Origin of the sequence: Streptomyces sp. NPDC019890 (genome assembly GCF_044903445.1) — a bacterium.
In the GTDB taxonomy this organism is placed as follows: domain Bacteria; phylum Actinomycetota; class Actinomycetes; order Streptomycetales; family Streptomycetaceae; genus Streptomyces.
Genome location: NZ_JBJDQK010000001.1, coordinates 193,114 through 213,401 on the forward strand (window position 1 = coordinate 193,114; position 20,288 = coordinate 213,401).

Genomic DNA, 20,288 nt, shown 5'->3' on the forward strand with positions numbered 1-20,288 from the left:
ATCGGTACCTGTGCGCGGTCATAGTGACTTGCGAGAAAGCCAAGGACCGCTCGATCGCGGCCGGGGTCCCCGCAAGCCGGGTGGTCCGCGCGGGAGTCGCCCGCACCGACGACGCAGTCAACGCGGGTGCATGCACACTTTTTAGGGCTCGAGTACCGCTACACCGCCGTCGTCGGCGTCAACGACCGCGCCCTGCCGAATCCTTCGGCCGCCACCCCGCAGAAGCTCGACCGGCTCCAGCACGAGGCCGCCCTCGCCGCGGAAGCTGCATGCTGTTCGCCGCCTGCACCCGGGCCCGGGACAGCCTGTACGTCTCGTGGACCGGGCAGCCTTGCCCGTTCCTGGTGGGGCCGCGTGCGGGATGAAGCCGACACAGTCTGCTCGTCATCCCTGAATCGGGCACACACCAGCGAACCGAAGCGGTTTGACGATGCTTTCAACCGCATGGGAAGGTGTAGCCGCTTCAGCTCGTGTAAGGCGGCGCGGCGAAGGACGTCGTGACGCGAAGGGGTGGACGGGCGGTAGCGAGGGGGATGCGGCTTCAGCCGCCCACAGGGCTGCCGGGATGCCGGCGACCGGAATCCTTCTCCTGCCCGCAGCAGTGCGGGATGCCCCCGGCGGGGCGCTCGCGGAAGGAGCATGTGATGGCCGACGAGAAGACTCCTGATGAAGGAGCGGCCGAGAAGGCCGGGCAGTGGGTTGCTGAGCTTGCGGAGAAGGTCATGGTGAACGGCGTGGGGCCGATCACGGGGTCGGCAACCTGGGCCGAGGACCGTCTTTCGCGTCGGCAGGGTGCCGATTACCGGGCACCTGGTGACGATGAGCGCCGCTCTCCCCAGGACATGAAGGACGACATCGACGCGGTCGTCGCCCGCCTCATCAAGGAGTCCGTGGCCGCAGCCGGGGCTCAGGGGTTCATCACCGGGCTCGGAGGTCTGCTGACCGCAGGCGTGACGATACCCGCGAACGTGACCGCATCCTTCGCCGTCAACATGCGGATGGCCGGCGCCATCGCGCACCTTCGGGGATGGGACATCCGTGATCCGCACGCGCGGACCGTCGCGATGATGCTCGCGATCGGGATGAGCACGCAGCGCGTCCTCGCAGCCTTCGGGGTGAAGGCAGGCCAGAAGTTCGGCGAGCAGATGATCAAGAAGATCCCGATCACGATGATCCGGGCGATCAACAAGAAGGCAGGGACCCACCTCGTCGCGAAGTATGGGACCCAGCGCGCTGCGATCACGCTCGCCAAGGGGATCCCAATCCTGGGGGGCCTTGTCGGAGGGGCTGTGGACGCAGGAGCGACTGCTGTCATCGGGCGGGCCACGGACAAGGCCATGCGTGGCGACACCCTGCGGGCCGAGGAACCGAAGTAACGAAGAAGCGAACCAGGTGGACCAGCGCGCGCCTCTTCCTCGCTGGGCGTGGAGGAGCAGCGGGAGGACTTCCGGCACTACCTGCGCTCGTCGCCGCCTGCCCTTGTCAGACCTCGTCCAGGTCGTGGGCGGTGCTTGCAGGTGTTGCAGAGCCTGTCGACAGGCACGTCACCGTCATCCCGGAGGTCGAAGTCCTCGCTCCAGAGCCTGCTTGGTCCCGAAGGCATGGCCGGCCTTCCCCCGTGATGATGGACACGCGTTGGTGCGTCCTGCGGCGAGCGTGAGCTTAGCCGCGTCGTGTCGCCGTTCGTATTCGTCGGGCCGGGGCGGCCGTTGGCGAAGTGTCTGCGGCGGGTGTTGTAGCAGGCCAGTCAGGCGAAGACGGTGACCTGCAGGTGGCAGCGTCGCTGTAGACGCGGCCTCCGCGGAGGGTCTCGCGTTTCCGAGACGCATGGAACCGCTCGCAGGCCGCGCTGTTCGCGCTGCTGCCGACCGCGCCCATCGACCGGTTGGCCCCGAGCTGGTCGCAGAGGCTGGCGCGAAGGCCCCCGAACCGTATTGGGCCCCGTGATCGGAGTGGAAGAGTGCCCCGTCCACGCCGCCGCGGGTGCGGGCGGCCATCCGCAGGGCGTCGGCGGCCAGGTCCGTGCGCATGTGGTCGGCGATGGACCAGCCCACGACCTTCCGGCTGAAGCAGTCCAGGACCGTCGCTATTCTGTGGAATCTGTGACCTGCTGTTTCGTCATTGGGCGCCTTGTCGGACCTCGACGATCAGCAGCAGCGCGCAGGCGGTCGGCCGGTTCAGTCGCGAGGGCTGGCGCCGGCGGGAGTGGGGACCTCGGATAGCCGGCTGAGGAGTCCGTCGAGGGCGGCCTGACCGTCGTCGACGGCGGCGCGTTCGTCGTCGGTCAGCGGGGTGGAGATGAGCATCCGCTGCAAGTGGTCGGCCTTTTTGATGTGATCCTCGCGTAGTGCAGGGCGCTGGTCGGGCTGCGGTGTCCGAGCCATGCCTGCAGTTCGAAGTGAACCGTTCCCACCCTCGCCTCGCCCGCTACCCGGCCGCCCTCGCCGCCGGAGCCGACCCCGCTGTCGTCACCCAATGGACTAACGACGCCCAGCACGACAAACGGACGGCCCCGGCAAAGCCCAAATGCTACGAGGACCGCGACCGTAAGGTCGATGCCCTCGCATCCGTATCGTTATAGCGAGCCGCTGGTCGCCCGCTGGCGCGTCGAGGAAGCAATCAAGCTGGCCAAGTCCGCCTGCGGCCTGGCCGACTACGAGGTGCGCTCCTTCCACGGCTGGTACCGGCACATCACCCTGGCCCAGCTGGCCGCCGCGTTCCTTGCCGTCCAGGACGCGGCGTCCCTGCGCGAGCGGGGCTCCTCGCCTCGGAGCATTCCGTCAGGAGGCGGCACAGTCCGCCGACCACACAGGGGGACGAGGCTGACCCCACCGGCTCCGTCCCGCCCCTGCGTTTCACCGCCTACGAGATCCGCCCGAGTCGCGCCTTCGAAGTGGTGATGGCTTCGCTCATCCCTGAAGGCGCGATCCGGGGGCTGCTGTCTCCTACGGCCAAGACTCGCGTCGCTACGAAAAGTGGCCGGTTAAGCGGCCGCATGTCAGGATCGGTCCGTGCCTGTTTTCCTGGACGCAGTCGGGGGTTCGGGACGCCCTGCCGTGCCGGCCCCCAGGATGCGGCGGGTCGCGTTCGTCGCGGTGCTGAGCCTAAAAGGGCAGCTTGCCTTGGTGGCTGACGAACTTTCTGGAGGTCATCCCCAATGGGTACTTCCTTCAGGATCCGTCCGAGCCGCGGAGCCCTACCGTGAGGCGGCAGCTCGCGTGCTGCGCAACGTGGTCGGCGCGCTGCCGGTGCGCGGGGGCGCCGTCGAGGGATGCCGTTGGGCTCAGGTCCCTGTGCCAGTGGGCCGGAGCCGTCGAGAGGCGCACGTGTATATCTTTCGTCTCGCTGCGGCTGGCGATCCACCGGAGCATCTGCCTTGGAAGGGAGTCACACGCTGGGCGGAGCCTGAGCAGTGGCAGGAGTTGTGCACACGGTGCGATCTGCCGAATGTGGATGTGCTGTTGACGGGATACCTGGAGGGGTGGATCCCGGACGGGCGGATCACTTTGGAGTCTTGAAGGTCCCGGCACCTCGGCACCCTCTGTCACTCTGCCCTGGCGATCGTGGCGGCGGTCTCCTGCAGGGCCGTAGCAACCGCTGGCATGTCCTGTTCACGCAGGCGCACGGCGGGTGCGTACACGGAGATCGCGGCGAGCGGTTCCCCGATGCGGTTGCGGATGGCCACGCCTACCCCGTGCAGGTCGTGTGCACTTTCCTCGAGGTCTGCCGCCCATCCCCGGACTCTGACTTCCTCCAACTCCACCTCAAGCAGCGGCCACTCAGTGATGCTTCCTGCCGCCGTGGCAGGGAGCGCGGCCGGGAGTGTCGCGCGTACATCTGCCGGGTCGCGCAGTGCGAGCAGGGCCTTGCCCGCCGCTGTGACGTGGGCGGGGAGCTCCTGTCCGAGCGGAACGCTGACGCGCAGGACATGCCGGCACTCGACTCCGTCGAGTAGTCGGACGACGGCCGCATCCAGGGAGTACAGGCACACCGTCTCCTGCAGCTTCTCGGAGAGCTCCTCCAGGGGTCTGCGCGCCTGTCGTCGGACGTCCAGCTGGGCGATCGCGGCCAGTCCCATGCGTACGAGCTGCAGCCCCGCCGAGTATCCGTGCTGGCCAGGATCGTGGCGCAGGAAACCCGTGCGCTGCAGGGTGACCAGGATGCGGTGTGCGGTGGAACGTGAGATACCGAGCTCCCGGGCGGTTTCGGTAACACCGATTTCCCCCCGGTCATACGCCAGCACTAGAACATCCAGGGCCTTCGTCACCGACGCCAAGGCCTCTGTCGCCGACAGATGCTTGCCATCCACCATGAAGGAACCGTAACGCTCAAACGTTCCCGGAGACCGGGAGCTTCGACAGAATCCACACGGGAGAATTCCGTGGTGGCACGTCTCACAGTTCCGGTGCCGCATCGCACGAACCCGGCGAGCCAACTCTGCGCCAAGACAGGTCGAGTCCTGCGCTAACACCGACCGGACTTGCCGTGCTTGAGCGCACTGCTGACCGTTTTATAGCGCCTCACAGGAACTGCGTGCGTGCCACAGTGTGCCGTCCCTACACTGGCAGCGGCCTTCCTTAGGAGTTCGCTATGGCGGGATACCGGACCAGCGCACCTGCGTCAGACAAGGGTGTCTACATCGACCAGGCCCGGCATGCCGTGAAGGAGCTGATCACTTCACTGCGCGGCGAGTTGGCGACATTGGAAGCTGTGTACGCGATGATGTGCCACGGCGTCGAATCCACCGATGTCCGCGAAGAGCCGCCGGACACTGGCGAGGACGCGGAAACCGCCCAGCCTTCCCGGGAGGGTCCGTCTGAAGTCTCTGTCGCTGACGTGGATCCTTCGTCCGAAGATGCGCGCCCGGGCATTGGCACTCGGGCCCTGGGGCCACCGCGTAACGGAAGCATGCGCGATGCGATCCTCACACTCCTGTGCGCCGCTCAAGAGGCAATGTCCATCACCGATATCGCGGCGGCGGTGCGCCCGGGTGCGGACGCTACGGTCCGCTCATCCGTAGGAAAAACGCTCAACCGCATGAAGCAACTTGGTGAGGTGGAAAACGTAGCACCGGGAATGTTCCGGGCCGTGCTGTCATCCCGAGCTGCTTGATCCACCCGAGAACGACCCTAACCCAACAAGCAGGCCTCCCTCGATTAGCGGTCGAGGGAGGCCGCCAAACACGCGAACGGACGCTTCTCCTAGCAGGGTTCCGGTCCGTCGCGCACGTTCACTCTAGCGCTCCCACGGGTGGCGCTATAGGGCGTCTGCGCCATCCCGCCCTTGAGCGTGCACGACTGACCTCAAATAGGCAATTGGGGATCAGTCATGAGCACAATGAGTCGCATTCGATCCGGGCCAGAGCGCCAGGCCCAGGGCGCGCTCCAGTCGGCAGACCGTCAGGACATCCGGCCAGGTGGCTCCCGCCAGCAGATCGCCGATGGTCTGTCTGCCGACGTTGCTCTGGGCGGCCAGTGCGCGCAGCGAGAGCTCCGGCCTCTCGCGCAGGGCCGCGGCGAGACGGCGGGCAATCGTTTGGACGACCGCCGCGGCGGGCTCCCCGGCGATCCGGGCATCCGGCCACTCCTCCGGATCGACGGCGTAGCTCCATGGCGGCGCCGTGCGCGCTCGGCCTCCGGTCATAAAGATGCGTTCCTTCAGATCGTGATCGACACTGACACCAGTGGCCGGTTAACCGGCCACCTGTCATGGGCCTTGCGCCTGGAGGTCGCTGTGTCGAATCGCCTGCTGGCCTACGCACCGAAGGCGGAGACGGTGCCGCCCGCACAGTGGCGCCGCATCGCGCCGGTCGTCCGCTCGCTGGGATTCATGGCCGTCGCAGCGGGACCCTACGGCCCAGACGTGGTGATGACGCCGCTCGCACGGCTGGTCGCCTGGGTCGAGGCCCAGGGCCTTCCGCTCGAACCCTCGGTGATCCTTGACCAGAGCACCGTCGAACGGTTCATCCTCGTCGGCTGCCGCGACATGGCCGCCAACAGCCGCCGAACCTGCAGCAGCCAGCTGCGCCGGGCCTCCGAAGCGCTCCTGCTGGACCAGCTCGGACAGCATGCGCCGATCCGGCTGAAGGCCACCGCCGCCCCAGTGGCCCCCTACCCTCCGGCGGAAGTCGCCTACTGGCTGATCTGGGCGCAGAGCCTGCCCACCCCGGCCCAGCGGCGCAACGCCTGCCTGCTCTTCTGTCTCGGCGTCGGCTGCGGGCTCGCCGTTGAGGATCTTGTGTACGTTCAGGGGCGGGATATCCTCGCGGGTCCCACCGGCCGGGCACTGGTCAAGGTAAACGGGCGCCGTCCGCGCACTGTCGTATGCCGGTACGCCTACGAGGAACTGCTGCTGGCGGAAGCCGCCCACATCCCGGCAGACGCGTACGCCTTCCGGCCGGACTGGCAGGACCGCACCAGCAAGCACATCGCATCGGACTGGCTGGCCAGTTTCCCGCGGATCATCGGCCGTTGTGACGGTGCAGTGCTGCAGACCCAGCGGCTGCGTACGACCTGGCTCGTCGAACTGTTGAATGCAGGTATTCCGCTGAAAGTGATCCTCAAAGCGTCGGGACTCGGGACCCTGCACAGCCTCTCGCGCTACCTCGTCTTCCTCCACGACGTGCCCGAAGCGGAGGCATCCGATCTGTTGCGGGGGGCGGCGGCATGAGCAGGAAGAACCCGGAGGACAAACCCTGCCGACGTACCGGCCTCGCTCTACGCCCTGCACCGCAGGCCCCCGGCCGTACCCTCAGCGACCGCGTTGTGAGGCAGGTCTTCGACCTCGTGCGCCACAGCGGAGTACTGGAACGCCTTCCCTCCAACGAGCACCGGCCAGGCCCGAAGGGCTTCCCGTTCCGCACACTGCTGATCGGCCTGATCCTGTCGCAGTACATGGGCAAGAGCGCGAACATCGACGACGCATGGGAGACGCTCTTCTTCGCCCTGTCTCCAGGGTCCAAAGCCCTCCTTGACGTCCCCGACGTCGACCTGCACATCCGCGAGGGCGCAACCCGAGAAGAGATCGACCGCGTCGCGCACCACCAGTACGCGACGTCGAAGCACGTCTACCGGTCCTGGTCCTCGATGACCCGGCGCCTCGACCCTGCACCGCACGACCGCCGCAAGCGGCTGTCGCTCAGTGAGGCCAAGAAGATCCGACGGAAGTGGAATGCCCGCGACAACCAGGACACCGTGCGCAACCTGGAGGCCATCGCCCAGGATCTGATTCTCGCTCCGGTGATGGCTTCCTACCGGCGCGGCGACTTCGCTCGGTGGCCTGGCCATATCGCGGTCGACGACACCCCGGTTCCGGTCTGGGGCAAAGAGCCGGACTACCACCAGGACCGGGCCTCGCTTGAGATCACCGCCGGGATGTACGTGAAGGGAGGAACGCAGAAGAAGTCGGGGCCCAGCGGCAAAGCTGCGGCCTCCATGAACACTGGCACCCGGCGCGGCACGGCAAACAAGCCAGTGCCTCGCAAGACCAAGTCGGCACGGGAGAAGAAGGTCAAGGCGCCGGAGAAGAGAGAGTTCCGCTACGCCATGATGGCCGCGTTCCCAGGCCATGGTCATGGCGACCTCGCTGGCGCCTACCCCGCGGTCTGCCTCGGCATGATCCTGCACACCCCGGGCACCGAACCCGGCCCGGCCGCCCTGCGCGCCATCCAGCCGGCCTTCGAACGAGGCCTGGTCAAAGACCTGTTCTGCGCCGACCGGGGCATCACCCAGGCCAAGCCTCACAACCTGCATCTGCAGCTGCTCAAACTCGGCCTCAACGCGGTGAAGCACTACAACGACGACAAGGTCGACCGGCAGGGAGAGTTCCGCGGCATGCAGCTGGTCGGCGGCGAGTTCTACTGCCCGCTGATGCCCACCCCGTTGATCACCGCGGGCGCCACATACATCGACAGCCGCACGGACGAGGACCGCGCCCACGCACTCAACCTGATCCAGTCCCGGAAGGACTACCAGACCAAGATCAAGGAGTACGGGCCCGCAGGGGACCAGCGTCGACAGTGCCCCGCCCTCGGGTCCCACGCCACGGTCACCTGCTACCGCCGGCCCCAGCCACGCCCGTCCACCGTCGTCGACCTCGATGCCCCGACTGTCCGTACCCCGGCAGCCCTGCCCACCATCCCCAGGCCCAAGCGGGACACCCCCGTCTACCCCGACATCTGCAGGGGGAAGAGCATCACCGTCCCGGGCACCGTGTTGGCCAAGTGGCGGCAGAAATACCCCCTGTTCACCCCTCTGTGGCAGGAAGCCTGGTCCGGACTGCGCAGTCAGAACGAGGGCGGCAACGGCAACCTCAAGAAGTCCGCCCTCGACAGCATCGACAATCCCCAGCTCCGCCTGCCGCACGGACGCGTCGCACAGACCCTGCTCAATGCCGTCATCATCTTTGTGGCGAACCTCAGAGCCATCCGACGGTTCCTCCGCGACCAGGGCATCCAGCCCCGCAAAGCCAGCACGCAGAGCGCCCCAACCCAACCCGGTGAGCCCTCCGACCCGCCCCAGGCGCGACCGCTTCCGACCGAGCAGGTCGAGCCTCCGCCACGCGAGTGACACACCTCCGCCGCGCTCCGCCCCCTGAAAACCCCACATGCCTGCGCCACGGCTACCAGCCGTTGCGCAGGCATGTCCTGTTTCCGCAGGTGAGAGGCGCAGTACTTGGACCGCCACCGCCTCACCCCCTCATCGAGCCGATCACGAGGCTCGAGGCCCCAGAAACGACGAAATACCGGCGAGTCACATGACTCGACCGGTAATTCGTGAACGCTTCGGGACGATCTCGTGAACGTCCCGTCAGTGTCCGAGGGGGGACTTGAACCCCCACGCCCGATAAAGGGCACTAGCACCTCAAGCTAGCGCGTCTGCCATTCCGCCACCCGGACCAGGTGACCGCCCCGGTTTCCCGCGGCGACATGGACAACAATACCAGGGGTTTCAGGTCGCTCTCACCTGCATTTCCCATGGTCAGTGACCTGTAGCAGTCTCCGCCGAATGCTTGTAGTGCGCGCCGCCACATCGCCTGCACATAATGTGTCCGCCCGGGCACTCACCGTGAGCAACAGCCCATGCTCAGGACGTGCACATGATCACGCTGTTGCTGCTGCCGATGATGCCCTTCGGCCGATCACCCGCAGCCCAGAAGAGGCGTCACACATGCCAGACCTTCCGGCGGCGCCGCGGCCACACTCTGCACGAGCAGCCGAGAATCGCGCACACTCGCCAGTTCCACGACACACACGCCGGCGGGAAACGCCCGAGCAACGGTGGCACTCACTCGGAGCGCCAAGCGTGTCTTCCCGACGCCGCCGACCCCCGTCAGAGTGACCAGACGAGAAACCGAGAGGAGCTGCCTGACCTTCACCACTTCTGCATCCCGGCCCACGAAGGCGGTCAGGTCAGCGGGATTCCAGTCATTTTTCCCAACGGCGCCTCTGTACCCATACGTCCAAACATACAGCGAGCCGAAGAGCTCACCATGCAGTAACCCAAGGGCCCATGCTCTGTGCAGATTCACGTCCCAAGAGTCCGGCGCGGTGACCATGCATAAGACGCCAGGCGTCACATGGGCGGCGAGACAACCCCCGTCTTACCCTGCCGATTTGAGGGTCGGAACGAGGTGCCGTTCGTGGCGAATTCCATCGACGGCACCTGGCCGCACCGCAGACGAGGGCTGGGCGACATCAGTAGCCAGGCCGTGCTCGGCCGTTGTTACGGACCTCGACCACTGCAGATACCGCGCCAGGCCGTGCGGCCCGGCGCCCTCTACTCAGGGGGCTCGCCCTGGGGCAGTCTGCGTAGCCGAGCCGCACCCGCCCGTCGGAGTGCGGTCCAAGAGGCGGGCGCGGCTGGTGCGGACAGACGCACCGCGTGACCGCCGTCCGACCTGTCGGGGGAGCCGTACCAGACCAGCTGCAGACACGACGATCAAGATACTTACACGTTAGGCATGAGGCAAGGTCACCCTTGGAGTGACCCCCCATATAACTGGGGGTGGTGTTGACACAATCCTGCCGTACATACCTAACATGTAGGCATTAATGAGCGAACGCCTTCAGGTCTTCCGCCCAAAGACTGAAGACGCTCCACATGCACCAGTTGCACGAGCACGGGCGGCACCCGCTCAGCTCGGCACGACCGCAGAGCCGCTCTGCTGTCCCCGATCGGGGAGCACGAATAGGTCAGCCGTTGGTCAACACGGAACGTTTCACCGATCGGAGTAGCCCACGCTCGATGCATCGCCGCTCACCAGTGTTCAACGTTGTTCCTAGTGCCAGAGCATGTAGACCTTTGTACCGCTGTCTCCACAGAGACAGACCAGGCCGGGCTCAGTTTTCGTGGCGAGCTGCCTTCCACCAGAAGCGCCTGAGCGGCGAAACACCACCTCGGCGTCCTTCGCAGCACATTCGGGCTGGGCGCCGGCCCAAGGTGTGAGTCCGGTGGGGCGAGCGACCAATCTGACCCCACACATCCCCGCGGCCGTAACTTCCGCCAACTGCAGTTCAAGCCGGCCAGTGCCCTGGAAAGCCCCCTCGCCGCACCGGCGCCGTCCTTCAGGAAACCAACACCGGAATGACAACCGAGCCCCCAACTAGCGACTCGCCAACGCCATCAGGAATGGATTGGCAAGGATCTTCTCCACTGAGGCCGTTACGGGTGCCGAGCACCCGTGAACTTTCGCCCAATCCGAGCGCTTCAGTAGAAGCAGGGATCCCGGGCAACAGGGACAGCGTGTCTCTTGGACCCGGCCCGGAAGCCCAGACACGAGCAATAGAGCCCGTACCCGAGGCCAACCTCGAGACAGCGACGACTCGGCCGCGAGGCCGACCACCTTATGGATACCGGGCAGTCAGGACGAGAGAAGAGCCCGGGTCCGTCCCGAGGGTGACGCTGGACGAGAGAACTGCACCCGTTGTCCTGCGAATCTTCCGCGAATACTTGCTCGGGAAGGGCCTGCAGGGGATAGCCGACATCCTCAATTTTGAGGGAATTCAGAGCCCGGGGGCCTATCACAGCGGATCGGGCAAACTTGGGCCCTTCTGGACCAAGAGTGCGGTGCGCTCGATTCTGATCAACTCGCGCTATGCAACCGGAATATCATCCGGAAATGAGCAGCCCGATCTGACGTCCTGCCAGGCCATCGTGGATCTCGAGGACTTCGACAGGGTGCAGAAGATGTTTGCCGACCGCCGAATTCGCCATACTGCGAATACGGCCCCCGAGGCGCGGTCGTACCTACTGCGCGGTCTTTTGCGTTGCGGAAGGTGTAATCGGCTCATGCAGGGCGCGTGGAACAACGACGAACCCTACTACCGTTGCCGGTCATCAGGCGAATACACGACCGTGGGCCGCAACTCCCATCCGCGCAACGTATACCTGCGAGAGAGGAGGGTGAAGAGTCTGCTCATACCTTGGCTCCAGTCGGTCTGCGAACGGCGCCGGCTGATGCAAATGACCACGACCGTAACCAATCTGGCAGATCGAGAAGCGGTGATCGCAGCGAGTTGCCACAGCCTGAGTCTGCTGCACGACGGCGACCCACAAGAGCAAGCCGATGCTCTAAAGGCTTTCGGATTGCGGCTCCTCTACGCTGACGCCGCAGGGCTGCTGCACGTCAAGGCAGTGCTTGAACCTGCCAAACTCGTGATCAGGGAGACATTGACACTGTGAGTGAACGGAGATCTCCCCATCCTCGCTAAGGGCTGTCCCGCAACTGCTGTCCCTTGTCTATGCCAACGCACGCTTCGATGCGTGCTCTGGCAGTTTGAGCGGCGGCACGCAGCCGGGGACTCAGCCTTGCGGCTCCTGCGGCTTGATGTCGAGCTCGCGCAGTTTTAGCGCGTACGTGGGCAGAGTCGAGGACCACACGCGACACGTCGATCAGGCCGGCGTCGTCGAGTTGGTGCAGGACCGCTTCGTGGAGCCGACCCCACACCCCGGCCCGCGACCAGCTCATGAACCGACGGTGGGCCGCCGACTTCGAGACCCCGAAGCATGGCGGCAAGGCCCGCCAGGCACACCGGCTCACCAGCACGTAGATGATCGCTGCGAACAGCGTCTCATCAGGCGTGTCCGGTGTTCCGCCACCCTGCGGCCGCACCCGGTCCTCCGGAATCAACGGCCTGGCGAGCTCCCACAAGCCGTCCGGAACAATCCAACTCCACGTACCCCGCCCCATGAACGAACCAACGAGTGATCACCACATAGGACACCGTCTTAGACGTCACCCGGGCGGGCCAGGGGCGCCCGGGCGACGGTAGGGGTAGAGCCGCCCGGGTGACAGCGGGGGATGAGGACACCCGGGCGACGGCAGAAACCGTCCGTGAGAGGTGATGGGCCGACTCTACGGCGCGAACCATTCCCAGCCGACGATTCGATCTACGGTGAGAGTCTCGCCGGTTCATCCGCTGCTCCGGCACGGGACAACTACTCAGATTCCAGACCCCGCCGCCCCTCGCGGCCCCCGCATTGAGTTCCCGCAGACCTGCCTTGCCAACTTCTTGGCTGGCGGGGGTGCACAACGGCCGAGGGAGCAAGGCAGGGACGCACGGGACACCTACTCCAGCCGAGGTGCCTCTGCCGGGGCCGGGCAGATACGCCGTCCTTCATTGTCGAAGATGTAGAGGCGGGCGAGGTCCACGAGCAGCGGCACGCGGTCGCCCGGGCGCACCGGGGTGTTCGGTCCTGTCCGCACGACCAAGTCGCCGGTTGAGGGTTGGCTCAGGCTGCTGCCATGCTCCATGAGCGAGGTTGGGTGCTGGGGAGGAGTTTTTAGGCCGGGGATCCACCCAGCGGCCTTCTGCACCAGCCTCTTCAGTTCGTCGGGGCGGCGCGACGCTCCGCGGGCTCCCACCAAGGCCCCCGGGACTGTCGGCCGCGGTGCCTCAAGCTCTGGCACCAGGGCTGGCCGTGCCCCCGTGTTCAGATGGACCAGGGACTCATGGCCCTGATAGTCCAGGTGCTCGACGACGCCGGTAAGCGGGACCTCGCCCTCACGAGCCCGGCTCGATGAGGCGAGCCGTACTGCCTCCGACCGCAGGCCAACGATGATCGGCCGCCCCTGCTGGATCCGTAGCATTTGATGCTCCATGCTCAGCGGCTCAGGCAGCGCCAGGCGCTGTGAGCCAAAGTTGATCCACATCCCTCCACTGAACGGCGCCATCACCCTGGCCTGCAACAGGTTGATCCGTGGCGTGCCGACGAAAGCCGCCACGAATACATTCTCGGGCAGGTGGTACGCATCGCGGGGAGTGCTGACCTGCTGCAGCACTCCGCTGCGCATAATCGCCACACGGTCACCGAGCGACATCGCCTCGGCCTGATCATGCGTCACATAGACCGTGGTGACACCCATCCCCCGGGTCAGCCGGGCAATTTCTGCACGAAGATGCCCCCGCAGCTTGGCGTCCAGATTGGACAGCGGCTCGTCCATCAGGAACACCGAAGGGTGGCGAGAGATCGCCCGGCCCATCGCAACGCGCTGCCGCTCGCCTCCAGACAACTGCCCGGGGTATCGGTCGAGTACCTCCTCGATCCCCAGGATTCGCGCGGTCTCCTCGATCCGCAGGCGCGGGTCCTCGTCAGGAGCCTCGAACAGCAGCGGGAAGCCGATGTTCTCGCGACTGGTCAAATTCGGGTACAGGGCGAAGTTCTGGAAAACCATGGCCATCCGGCGGTCCGCCGGCGCCAGGTCATTGGCGTACTCCCCGTCCAACAGCAATTCACCGGAGGTGATGCCCTCCAGCCCGGCAATCATCCGCAGAACCGTCGATTTACCGCACCCTGACGGGCCGAGCAACACAAGGAACTCGCCGGGCGCTATGTCCAGCGAGACCCGGTTGACAGCGGGGTTCCGCTGCTTCGGATAGGTCTTGGAGATCCCGTGCAGGGAAATGGCGCGAGTCATGAGAGAGCCACCAGAAGTCAGATGGAATGTAGAGAGACGGATGAACGTGGTTGGAGAGGTCCGCGTGCAGGCCGCCCGATAGTCCAGAGACACTGTCGCGAGGCGTCCGCTACAGCCTCGGTGCCCCCCGAAGACTCGCGAAATGTCGTCTACGGCTCGTCTGTCGGATGGGTCGGGCGAAGGGCTTCGGTGAAATCCCGGGCGGGCGTAGCCACCTAGTCGGCGCCCGCATACGGCAGTCCTTCCCGCCGACGGTCGGGATGGCCGATGCCATCGCCAGTGCCGTCCCGGATGCTGCGTGCGGGGGCACACTCACGGGCAGGGTGGTGTGCACACCCGGCGTTCTCGGCGGGGGCTGTGGACATCCCGTCACCATCCTGGATCTGGGCGCACGGAGTCGTTCGGCGCTGGGGTGGAAGAGGCGATCGGCTTTTGATCGCTGTCTGCGGGACAGCGACGCACGCGGTGGGATCGTGAAGTGGGACAACGCCTCGGTCACTCGACTGGACATCGGCGGTATGGCTGCATGTTAGGTAGGAGATTCAGAGGGGTGTCAATACCGCTGCAGCCAATAATCCGCATATGAGGGCAATTTATCCGCTTCTGGAAAGTATGTCCATGCGAAGATGATCACTCGGCCTGCCTAACCAGTAGGTAATGCAAGTGCCTCGGGCCCATCGAAACTCACGCACCGGAAACGACCCCCTCGGACAGGTACGGAGGAGCCGGAGGTGTGAGGCCGGCAGCTGCGGATGGCTGCGGATCTTTTGAACTCCCGCGGTTGGGAACTCAGTTCGGTAGGGAGTTTTCGTCGTGGCGACCTCAGCCCGAAACAGCGCCAGTTGAGCTGCCCCCTGCCCGCAACGATGAGAATCGCGCTCGTCCAGGCTGCACGAAGGCAGCCTACGGCTACCGAACCGTGGCAGCCCCCTCATGGGCAGGTCAGCGGTCGCCGGGCACACCGTGGGAACTGCCGCGCCCCTTGGTCCAATAGAGGTGGGGACGGACGTCTGGCGCAGCCGGAACGCCGCGACACTGGGACGACCGGGGAGCGGCATCGACGCCAGCCGAGAGGCAAGTACACCTGCACAGCTCGAGCTTCCGTGCGTGAGCGTTGCGCCGAACAGATCTCAGTGGCTGCGTGTCCCCGCGAGGGAACGAGGTGCGCTGAGAAGACTTGCGTAGCAGTCCGCTGGATCCGCTCACATATCGTCGCTGAGCGTGTCCGCCAGCCTGCGGCGGGAGGCGCGTGTAGCCGGCAGAACCGAGACCGCAATCGCCCCGGCGACCGCGGCTCCGCCGAGCAGGAACAGGACTCCCAGGGAGGGGTGCTGCGCAATGCCCGCGCCAATGCCGCTCGATCGCCCCTGGAGGTCGATCAGCCAAGTCGACGCAACCACGCCCAGGATGGTTCCGGTCAGGGCTGCTGCCGCAGCGATGAACCCCGTGCTTGTGACAATCACTGCGGTGATCTGACGGGGTGTGAGCCCAATGGCTTTGAGGGCGAGAAGGTCGCGGCCATGTTCGCGCAGTCCGGCGGCGATCACGGTGGACAGTTCGGCCAGACCGATGAAGGCGAGCACTCCGACGAGTCCGATGATCACCCCGCGGGCGGCGGAGAGTTGGTCGGCTGGGTTGGTGTTCTTCCGGACCTCGAGACCTCCGTGGGAGGACTCGGCCAGGGCGGTGCTCACGGTATCGGGGTCAGCCGCACGCGTCAGGACCAGGTTGTAGAACTCGGGCCGCAGCGAGGCGTCTCCCTCGCGAAGCGTGTCGACGGTCGTGGAGATCACTCGGCCGCCGTCCTGTGGCTCGATACTGCGGCCTACGATGTGGAGGACTTGCGGGCTGCTTCCGACGGTCATTCGGACCCAGTCACCGACCTTCGCTCCCATGAGGTCAAGTAGCCCCTGCCCCGCCACCGCTTCGTCCGAGTTCTTGATGGTGCGGCCCTCTGCGACGGTGAAGGGGTAGGGGTGTCCTATGGTGCCCAGGCCGCGGAGCGTGATCGTCCTGGTCTGGCCAGGGACCAGCGCCGCAACTTCGATGCCCGGGTGGGACTCGGCGACGCCCGGTTGATCGGACAGCAGCCTGCGTGCCGTGGCGTCGTCGATGCCCTCCGGCCTGGCGCTGAGTTCGGCGGCGAGCCCTACGTCCTCGGGCCGGCTTTCAAAGCGGTCCAGGGTTGCCCAGGCCCCCAGGGCGACCGTGATCATCAGCAGCGGAAGCGCGAGCCGTCCCACGGCCGCTGCGGAGCGCGCCGGGCGCTGGAATGCCCCGCGCCAGCCGAGCACGACGGCGGGCGGAGTTCTCAGCCGCAGAGCAAGTCTGGCGGTTCCGGACATCCGGCGGCCGCTCTTGATCGCTCCTCGGGCGACGGGAATAGGGGAAACGCGGCCGGCACGCCAGGCAGCCAGGCCGGTAGCTGCGGTGATGACCAGCACCGCTCCGAGTGACGTGGCAAGGAGTGCCCAGGCATGCTGGGGTAGCTCGCGCCACAGCACCATCGCGTCCCCGATGCGTCCGGGAATCCGGGGGCCCACCGTCTCGGTGACGACCGCCCCGACGGCGACGCCGATCAGAGCGAATGCTGCGTGCTCGACCAGGAACGCACGGACGACCTGGCCTGGGGTGAACCCGATGGCTTTCAGGACGGAGATGTCGCGCAGGTGCCCGCGAACGCGGGTACTGATTGCTCCGGTCACCGCGAGCGCGGCAGCCAGCAATGCCCCCAAGCCGAAGGAGCCAAGCAGCAATCCCAGGAGGCGGTTGTCGCCCTCGGCTTCGGACCTCGCCTCTTCCCACGTGGAGACTTTGGCGACCTGGTCGGCTCCGATCCGAGTGACTGCCTGCTGCACCGTGAAGTCGGTGTCCTGGGGATCGGTCAGCCGTAGTCCGACTGTCTGTCCAACACGCTGAGGGTCGGGCTCGACACGGTGAAGCTGTTCGGGCAGCACCCAGGCGACGCCGGCCCTCACCCCACGCGCGAAGCGCAGTTCCGCGGTGTCGGCCAGCCCCACGACCCGAAGAGTGGTAAACCTGCCGTCGCTGCCGCGGACTCGCACAGCGTCGCCGGGCTTGGCCCACAGCGCATCGGCGGCCGATCGCTCCAGCACGATGCCATTGGGGACCGTGTCCGCCAGCCACTGGCCGGAGTCGACCAGTGGACGAGCAACTTTGGGGGGGTCGGCTCCGGCACCACGCAGCTCCAGTGACACCCGCGCTCCGCGGAGCTCAGCAGTCGCCGCGGCACTCGGGAAGGGGCCGGAAAAGGCTGCGATGCCGTCAATGTCTCTCAGCTTCTCGAGGCGCTCGTTCGCCGGGGTTTGGATCCATACGTGTGCGCCGGAGGACTCGGTGAAGACGCGCTGCCATGGGTTGGCCGCGTATTGCAGGAGCGCGCCAGCCAGCAGGAGGGCGGCGATGATCCCTGCGGTGGCCAGGACGATGAACAATGCCTCGCCGCGGTTGGCCCGAAGGTCGGCGTGCGCCCAGCGCAAGGTGGCCCGCATCGCTCATTCCTTGATTCTGAGGATGTCGGCGACACTGCTCGGCACATGCTCAGGCCCGCCGAGGACCGCGTCGTCGACGACCTGCCCATCGAAGAAACTGATCACCCGGTCCGCCGTGCTCGCAGCCCTCGCGTCGTGGGTGACCAGCAGGATGGTCTGGCCGCGCTGATGGAAGCGGGTAAGCAATCGCAGGACATCGCGGCCCCCCTTGCTGTCCAGACTGCCGGTCGGCTCGTCGGCGAGAAGCAGGCGCGGATGGTTGACCAGGGCACGAGCCAGCGCCACCCGCTGCTGCTCGCCTCCAGACAACTCACCGGGCATGCTGCGCATCTTGCTCTCCAGCTTCAGCTCGGCCAGCAGCTCCTCACAGCTCGCCCTCGCTTGCCGTGGACTCTTGCCGGCCAGCAGTGCCGGGAGTTCGATGTTGTCGGCCACGGTCATGTTGGAGATCAGGTTGAAGAACTGGAAGACGATGCCGATCTTGCGTCGGCGCAGCACTGCCCAGCGAGCCTCGCTCAGCGAGTCGACCTGCCGGCCGTCCAGCCAGATTTCCCCGCTGTCCGGGCGGTCCAAGCCACCCAGCAAATGCAGCAGCGTGGACTTACCCGCGCCTGAGGGCCCGGTGACGGCAACGAATTCGCCTGGCTCCACATAGAGATCGACGCCGCGCACGGCTCTTGCCTCGGCACCCTCTGCCTTGTATGTCTTGACCAGCCCCTGGGCCTTCACCATGGGCTGCGGGACAGCGTCAGCAGACGAGACGTCGCGGCTCATTCCAGCTCCTCCTGACAGCGTTCCAGCCAGTCGAGGTCAGCCTGTAGGTGCAGCATCGCACCCTCGATCAGCAATTGCGAGATTCGCTTGTCCCGGTCTTCCGAGGCCGCGAGCTTGGACAGGTCGCGCATGGCATTGAGGCAGTAGCGACGCTGTTTGTTGATCAAACTGATCTGGTCGGCCGCCCCCGTCTCGTGGGCGAGCGCGAGCTTCATGAAGAAGTCGTCCCGCACCTTCGGCTCGGCCGGCTCCTCGAACCAGTCAGCCACTGCCTCACGTCCGGCATCGGTGAGTTGGTAGATGCGCTTGTTCGGCCGACTGGACTGAGCGACGTCTTCCCCCTGGATCAGACCTGCATTCTCAAGGCGACTGAGAGTGACATAAATCTGTCCGATGTTGGGCTGAGAGTAAGCTGCCCCCATGAGCTTCTCGAGAGCCTGCTTGAGCTCATATCCATGCGCTGGCCCCTTGAACAAGAGCACCAGCAGGGCGAGACGCACTCTGAATCTTCCCCTCGCCGTGGATTGAGGAGGCGTTTCGACTTCCTCCGGGTTGGCTTCCCTGTTTCTACCAGCTCTGGTATCCGTCATGGCTAACAGGTATGCATAGAGCATACTTCCCGTGACCGCCGAACGCTGCACACCAAGGAGGCATCTATGCGGTGGGCGCGAGCCGCTGGTGGAGGGCTCATCATCGGCGCCTTGCTTCTGACAGGCTGCTCCGGGGAGGGCGGCAGCGCGCAGCGGCCCTCCGAGACCGGTCCGATGACGTTCGTGACTGGCGGTGACCTGACGGATTACCTGCGCAATGTGCTGAGTGAGTGGAACCGCTCGCATCCTGCCGAGAAGGTGAAGGTCATCGAGCTGCCGGAAGCCGCGGACGAGGTGCGCGCACAGATGGCAACCGGCTTGCGTTCGGGCAGCGGCCGTTTCGACGTGCTCAACATCGACGTCACGTGGACCTCGGAATTCGCCGCCGCCGGCTGGATCACCCCGCTCGACGCCGACCGCTTCCCGCTCGACAAATTCCTGCCTCCCGTTGTGGACACCGCCACTTTCCGGGGAAAGCTCTATGCCGTCCCCTACGTCACCAACGCGGGACTGCTCTACTACCGCAAGGATCTGCTCCAGCGAGAGGGCCGGCAGCCGCCACGCACCTGGCGCGAACTCGAGAGTCAGGCGAAGTCGATCGCACCGAAATACGGCCTCGACGGCTATGCCGGCCAATACCTTCCCTACGAAGGGCTCACCGTCAACATCGCCGAGGTCATCCAGTCCGCCGGGGGCCAGATCCTCAGCGACGAGGGAACACGGGTCACCGTCGATTCCCCCGCCGCCCGCGAGGGCCTGGACTTCCTCGCCCGCGGCGTTCGCGACGGCTGGATACCCAGGGACGCCCTGACCTTCAAGGAAGAAGAATCCCGGCGCGCCTTCCAGAATGGCCACCTGCTCTTCCTGCGCAACTGGCCATACGTGTATGACCTGGCCAACGAGAAGGGCTCGAAGATCGCCGGCAAGGTCGGCGCCGTCCCGCTGCCCGGACCGAACGGCCAGGGCTCGAGCATCCTGGGAGGCTCCAACCTCGCCATCAACGCCGACTCACCCCACCGGAAGTCAGCAACCGAGCTGATCGCCTACCTCACCAGCGAGCGCGTCCAGCGCCAGGTACTCACCCAGGGATCACTGCCACCCGTACGGGCGGCCCTGTACTCAGACCCCGCCCTCGTGCGCAGATTCCCCTACCTGCCCACACTCAAGCAGAGCGTCCTCACAGCCAAACCCCGCCCCAAGAGCCCGCGCTACGAACAGGTCAGCCTCGCTGTCCAGGCAGTCACACACGACGCCCTCGCAGGCCGACAGACCTCCGACGAAACCGTCGCCCGCCTGGCACGAGAACTACAGGCCATCGTCGACAGGGGCTGAAACGCCCTCCCTCAGGGCATTTCCGAGAGGTCGGCCCACGCGCGCCTGCCTACCGAAAGGCCGTTCTGACCCTGTACCCACGATAGCCGGACATAACACCTTGATCTTTCCATAAAGTCATTGACACACCCCCCACACATATACTTAACATGTATGCATAACT

The 20,288-nt window shown here is 65.9% G+C and carries 15 protein-coding genes, 1 tRNA gene and 2 pseudogenes; 8 read left to right on the forward strand and 10 right to left on the reverse strand.

All coding sequences use genetic code 11. From position 1 onward, the window contains the following. The first annotated feature begins 644 nt into the window (after positions 1–644). Positions 645–1,376: an EcsC family protein gene (locus ACI2LP_RS00810; RefSeq protein ID WP_404722377.1), complete on the forward strand. Its 732-nt coding sequence runs from the start codon at positions 645–647 to the stop codon at positions 1,374–1,376. Between the two features lie 174 nt (positions 1,377–1,550). On the opposite strand, the pseudogene ACI2LP_RS00815 reads toward ACI2LP_RS00810, so the two are convergent. Together ACI2LP_RS00815 and ACI2LP_RS00820 are read right to left on the reverse strand one after the other, a co-directional pair. Then, a pseudogene (locus tag ACI2LP_RS00815) lies at positions 1,551–2,096 on the reverse strand (DDE-type integrase/transposase/recombinase); the annotation flags it as partial. Between the two features lie 81 nt (positions 2,097–2,177). Continuing rightward, positions 2,178–2,384 carry a hypothetical protein gene (locus ACI2LP_RS00820; RefSeq protein ID WP_404722378.1) on the reverse strand — a complete coding sequence of 69 codons (207 nt, stop codon included), beginning with the start codon at positions 2,382–2,384 and terminating at the stop codon, positions 2,178–2,180. A 171-nt stretch (positions 2,385–2,555) separates the two neighbouring features. Between ACI2LP_RS00820 and ACI2LP_RS00825 the strand changes: the two genes are divergently transcribed. Beyond that, on the forward strand, positions 2,556–2,900 hold the full coding sequence (locus ACI2LP_RS00825; protein WP_404722379.1) for a hypothetical protein: 345 nt from the start codon (positions 2,556–2,558) through the stop codon (positions 2,898–2,900). A gap of 171 nt (positions 2,901–3,071) precedes the next feature. Further along, on the forward strand, positions 3,072–3,518 hold the full coding sequence (locus tag ACI2LP_RS00830; RefSeq protein WP_404722380.1) for an NUDIX domain-containing protein: 447 nt from the start codon (positions 3,072–3,074) through the stop codon (positions 3,516–3,518). 26 nt (positions 3,519–3,544) lie between these two features. Here ACI2LP_RS00830 and ACI2LP_RS00835 read toward each other — a convergent pair whose 3' ends face one another. Continuing rightward, a complete protein-coding gene (locus ACI2LP_RS00835) occupies positions 3,545–4,312 on the reverse strand; it encodes an IclR family transcriptional regulator (protein ID WP_404722381.1) in 768 nt (255 codons plus the stop codon). Between the two features lie 278 nt (positions 4,313–4,590). On the opposite strand from ACI2LP_RS00835, the gene ACI2LP_RS00840 reads away from it, so the two are divergent. Beyond that, positions 4,591–5,112 carry a hypothetical protein gene (locus ACI2LP_RS00840; protein WP_404722382.1) on the forward strand — a complete coding sequence of 174 codons (522 nt, stop codon included), beginning with the start codon at positions 4,591–4,593 and terminating at the stop codon, positions 5,110–5,112. Positions 5,113–5,322: 210 nt separating this feature from the next. On the opposite strand, the gene ACI2LP_RS00845 is transcribed toward ACI2LP_RS00840, so the two are convergent. Further along, entirely contained in the window at positions 5,323–5,643 is a 321-nt protein-coding gene (locus tag ACI2LP_RS00845; RefSeq protein ID WP_404722383.1) for a helix-turn-helix domain-containing protein, read from the reverse strand. A gap of 21 nt (positions 5,644–5,664) precedes the next feature. Between ACI2LP_RS00845 and ACI2LP_RS00850 the strand changes: the two genes are divergently transcribed. Both ACI2LP_RS00850 and ACI2LP_RS00855 read left to right on the forward strand, forming a co-directional pair. After that, complete coding sequence (locus tag ACI2LP_RS00850) at positions 5,665–6,669, forward strand: hypothetical protein (RefSeq protein WP_404722384.1); 1,005 nt, start codon at positions 5,665–5,667, stop codon at positions 6,667–6,669. A 95-nt stretch (positions 6,670–6,764) separates the two neighbouring features. Further along, positions 6,765–8,567 (forward strand): hypothetical protein, encoded by a 1,803-nt coding sequence (locus ACI2LP_RS00855; protein ID WP_404722385.1) that lies wholly within the window; start codon positions 6,765–6,767, stop codon positions 8,565–8,567. Between the two features lie 244 nt (positions 8,568–8,811). Here the strand turns inward: ACI2LP_RS00855 and ACI2LP_RS00860 are convergent. Beyond that, positions 8,812–8,896 (reverse strand) — tRNA-Leu (locus ACI2LP_RS00860). Positions 8,897–10,895: 1,999 nt separating this feature from the next. Here ACI2LP_RS00860 and ACI2LP_RS00865 point away from each other — a divergent pair. After that, positions 10,896–11,681 carry a recombinase family protein gene (locus tag ACI2LP_RS00865; RefSeq protein WP_404722386.1) on the forward strand — a complete coding sequence of 262 codons (786 nt, stop codon included), beginning with the start codon at positions 10,896–10,898 and terminating at the stop codon, positions 11,679–11,681. A 163-nt stretch (positions 11,682–11,844) separates the two neighbouring features. Here the strand turns inward: ACI2LP_RS00865 and ACI2LP_RS00870 are convergent. From ACI2LP_RS00870 to ACI2LP_RS00890, 5 genes and pseudogenes are all read right to left on the reverse strand, one after another. After that, positions 11,845–12,189, reverse strand: a pseudogene (locus ACI2LP_RS00870) (transposase); the annotation flags it as partial. 378 nt (positions 12,190–12,567) lie between these two features. Further along, positions 12,568–13,917 carry an ABC transporter ATP-binding protein gene (locus ACI2LP_RS00875; protein ID WP_404722387.1) on the reverse strand — a complete coding sequence of 450 codons (1,350 nt, stop codon included), beginning with the start codon at positions 13,915–13,917 and terminating at the stop codon, positions 12,568–12,570. Positions 13,918–15,119: 1,202 nt separating this feature from the next. Beyond that, complete coding sequence (locus ACI2LP_RS00880; RefSeq protein ID WP_404722388.1) at positions 15,120–17,429, reverse strand: FtsX-like permease family protein; 2,310 nt, start codon at positions 17,427–17,429, stop codon at positions 15,120–15,122. 3 nt (positions 17,430–17,432) lie between these two features. Further along, a complete protein-coding gene (locus tag ACI2LP_RS00885) occupies positions 17,433–18,203 on the reverse strand; it encodes an ABC transporter ATP-binding protein (RefSeq protein ID WP_404722389.1) in 771 nt (256 codons plus the stop codon). Beyond that, positions 18,200–18,703 carry a PadR family transcriptional regulator gene (locus tag ACI2LP_RS00890; RefSeq protein ID WP_404722390.1) on the reverse strand — a complete coding sequence of 168 codons (504 nt, stop codon included), beginning with the start codon at positions 18,701–18,703 and terminating at the stop codon, positions 18,200–18,202. Before ACI2LP_RS00890 ends, ACI2LP_RS00885 begins: the two co-directional genes overlap by 4 nt. Positions 18,704–18,859: 156 nt before the next feature. Between ACI2LP_RS00890 and ACI2LP_RS00895 the strand changes: the two genes are divergently transcribed. Next, positions 18,860–20,125: an ABC transporter substrate-binding protein gene (locus tag ACI2LP_RS00895; RefSeq protein WP_404722391.1), complete on the forward strand. Its 1,266-nt coding sequence runs from the start codon at positions 18,860–18,862 to the stop codon at positions 20,123–20,125. The last annotated feature ends 163 nt before the right edge of the window (positions 20,126–20,288 follow it).

Coding starts and splice junctions, on each gene's coding strand:
- ACI2LP_RS00810 (WP_404722377.1), top strand. CDS start 645: ATGGCCGACGAGAAGACTCCTGATGAAGGAGCGGCCGAGAAGGCCGGG.
- ACI2LP_RS00820 (WP_404722378.1), bottom strand. CDS start 2,384: ATGGCTCGGACACCGCAGCCCGACCAGCGCCCTGCACTACGCGAGGAT.
- ACI2LP_RS00825 (WP_404722379.1), top strand. CDS start 2,556: ATGCCCTCGCATCCGTATCGTTATAGCGAGCCGCTGGTCGCCCGCTGG.
- ACI2LP_RS00830 (WP_404722380.1), top strand. CDS start 3,072: ATGCGGCGGGTCGCGTTCGTCGCGGTGCTGAGCCTAAAAGGGCAGCTT.
- ACI2LP_RS00835 (WP_404722381.1), bottom strand. CDS start 4,312: ATGGTGGATGGCAAGCATCTGTCGGCGACAGAGGCCTTGGCGTCGGTG.
- ACI2LP_RS00840 (WP_404722382.1), top strand. CDS start 4,591: ATGGCGGGATACCGGACCAGCGCACCTGCGTCAGACAAGGGTGTCTAC.
- ACI2LP_RS00845 (WP_404722383.1), bottom strand. CDS start 5,643: ATGACCGGAGGCCGAGCGCGCACGGCGCCGCCATGGAGCTACGCCGTC.
- ACI2LP_RS00875 (WP_404722387.1), bottom strand. CDS start 13,917: ATGACTCGCGCCATTTCCCTGCACGGGATCTCCAAGACCTATCCGAAG.
- ACI2LP_RS00880 (WP_404722388.1), bottom strand. CDS start 17,429: ATGCGGGCCACCTTGCGCTGGGCGCACGCCGACCTTCGGGCCAACCGC.
- ACI2LP_RS00885 (WP_404722389.1), bottom strand. CDS start 18,203: ATGAGCCGCGACGTCTCGTCTGCTGACGCTGTCCCGCAGCCCATGGTG.
- ACI2LP_RS00895 (WP_404722391.1), top strand. CDS start 18,860: ATGCGGTGGGCGCGAGCCGCTGGTGGAGGGCTCATCATCGGCGCCTTG.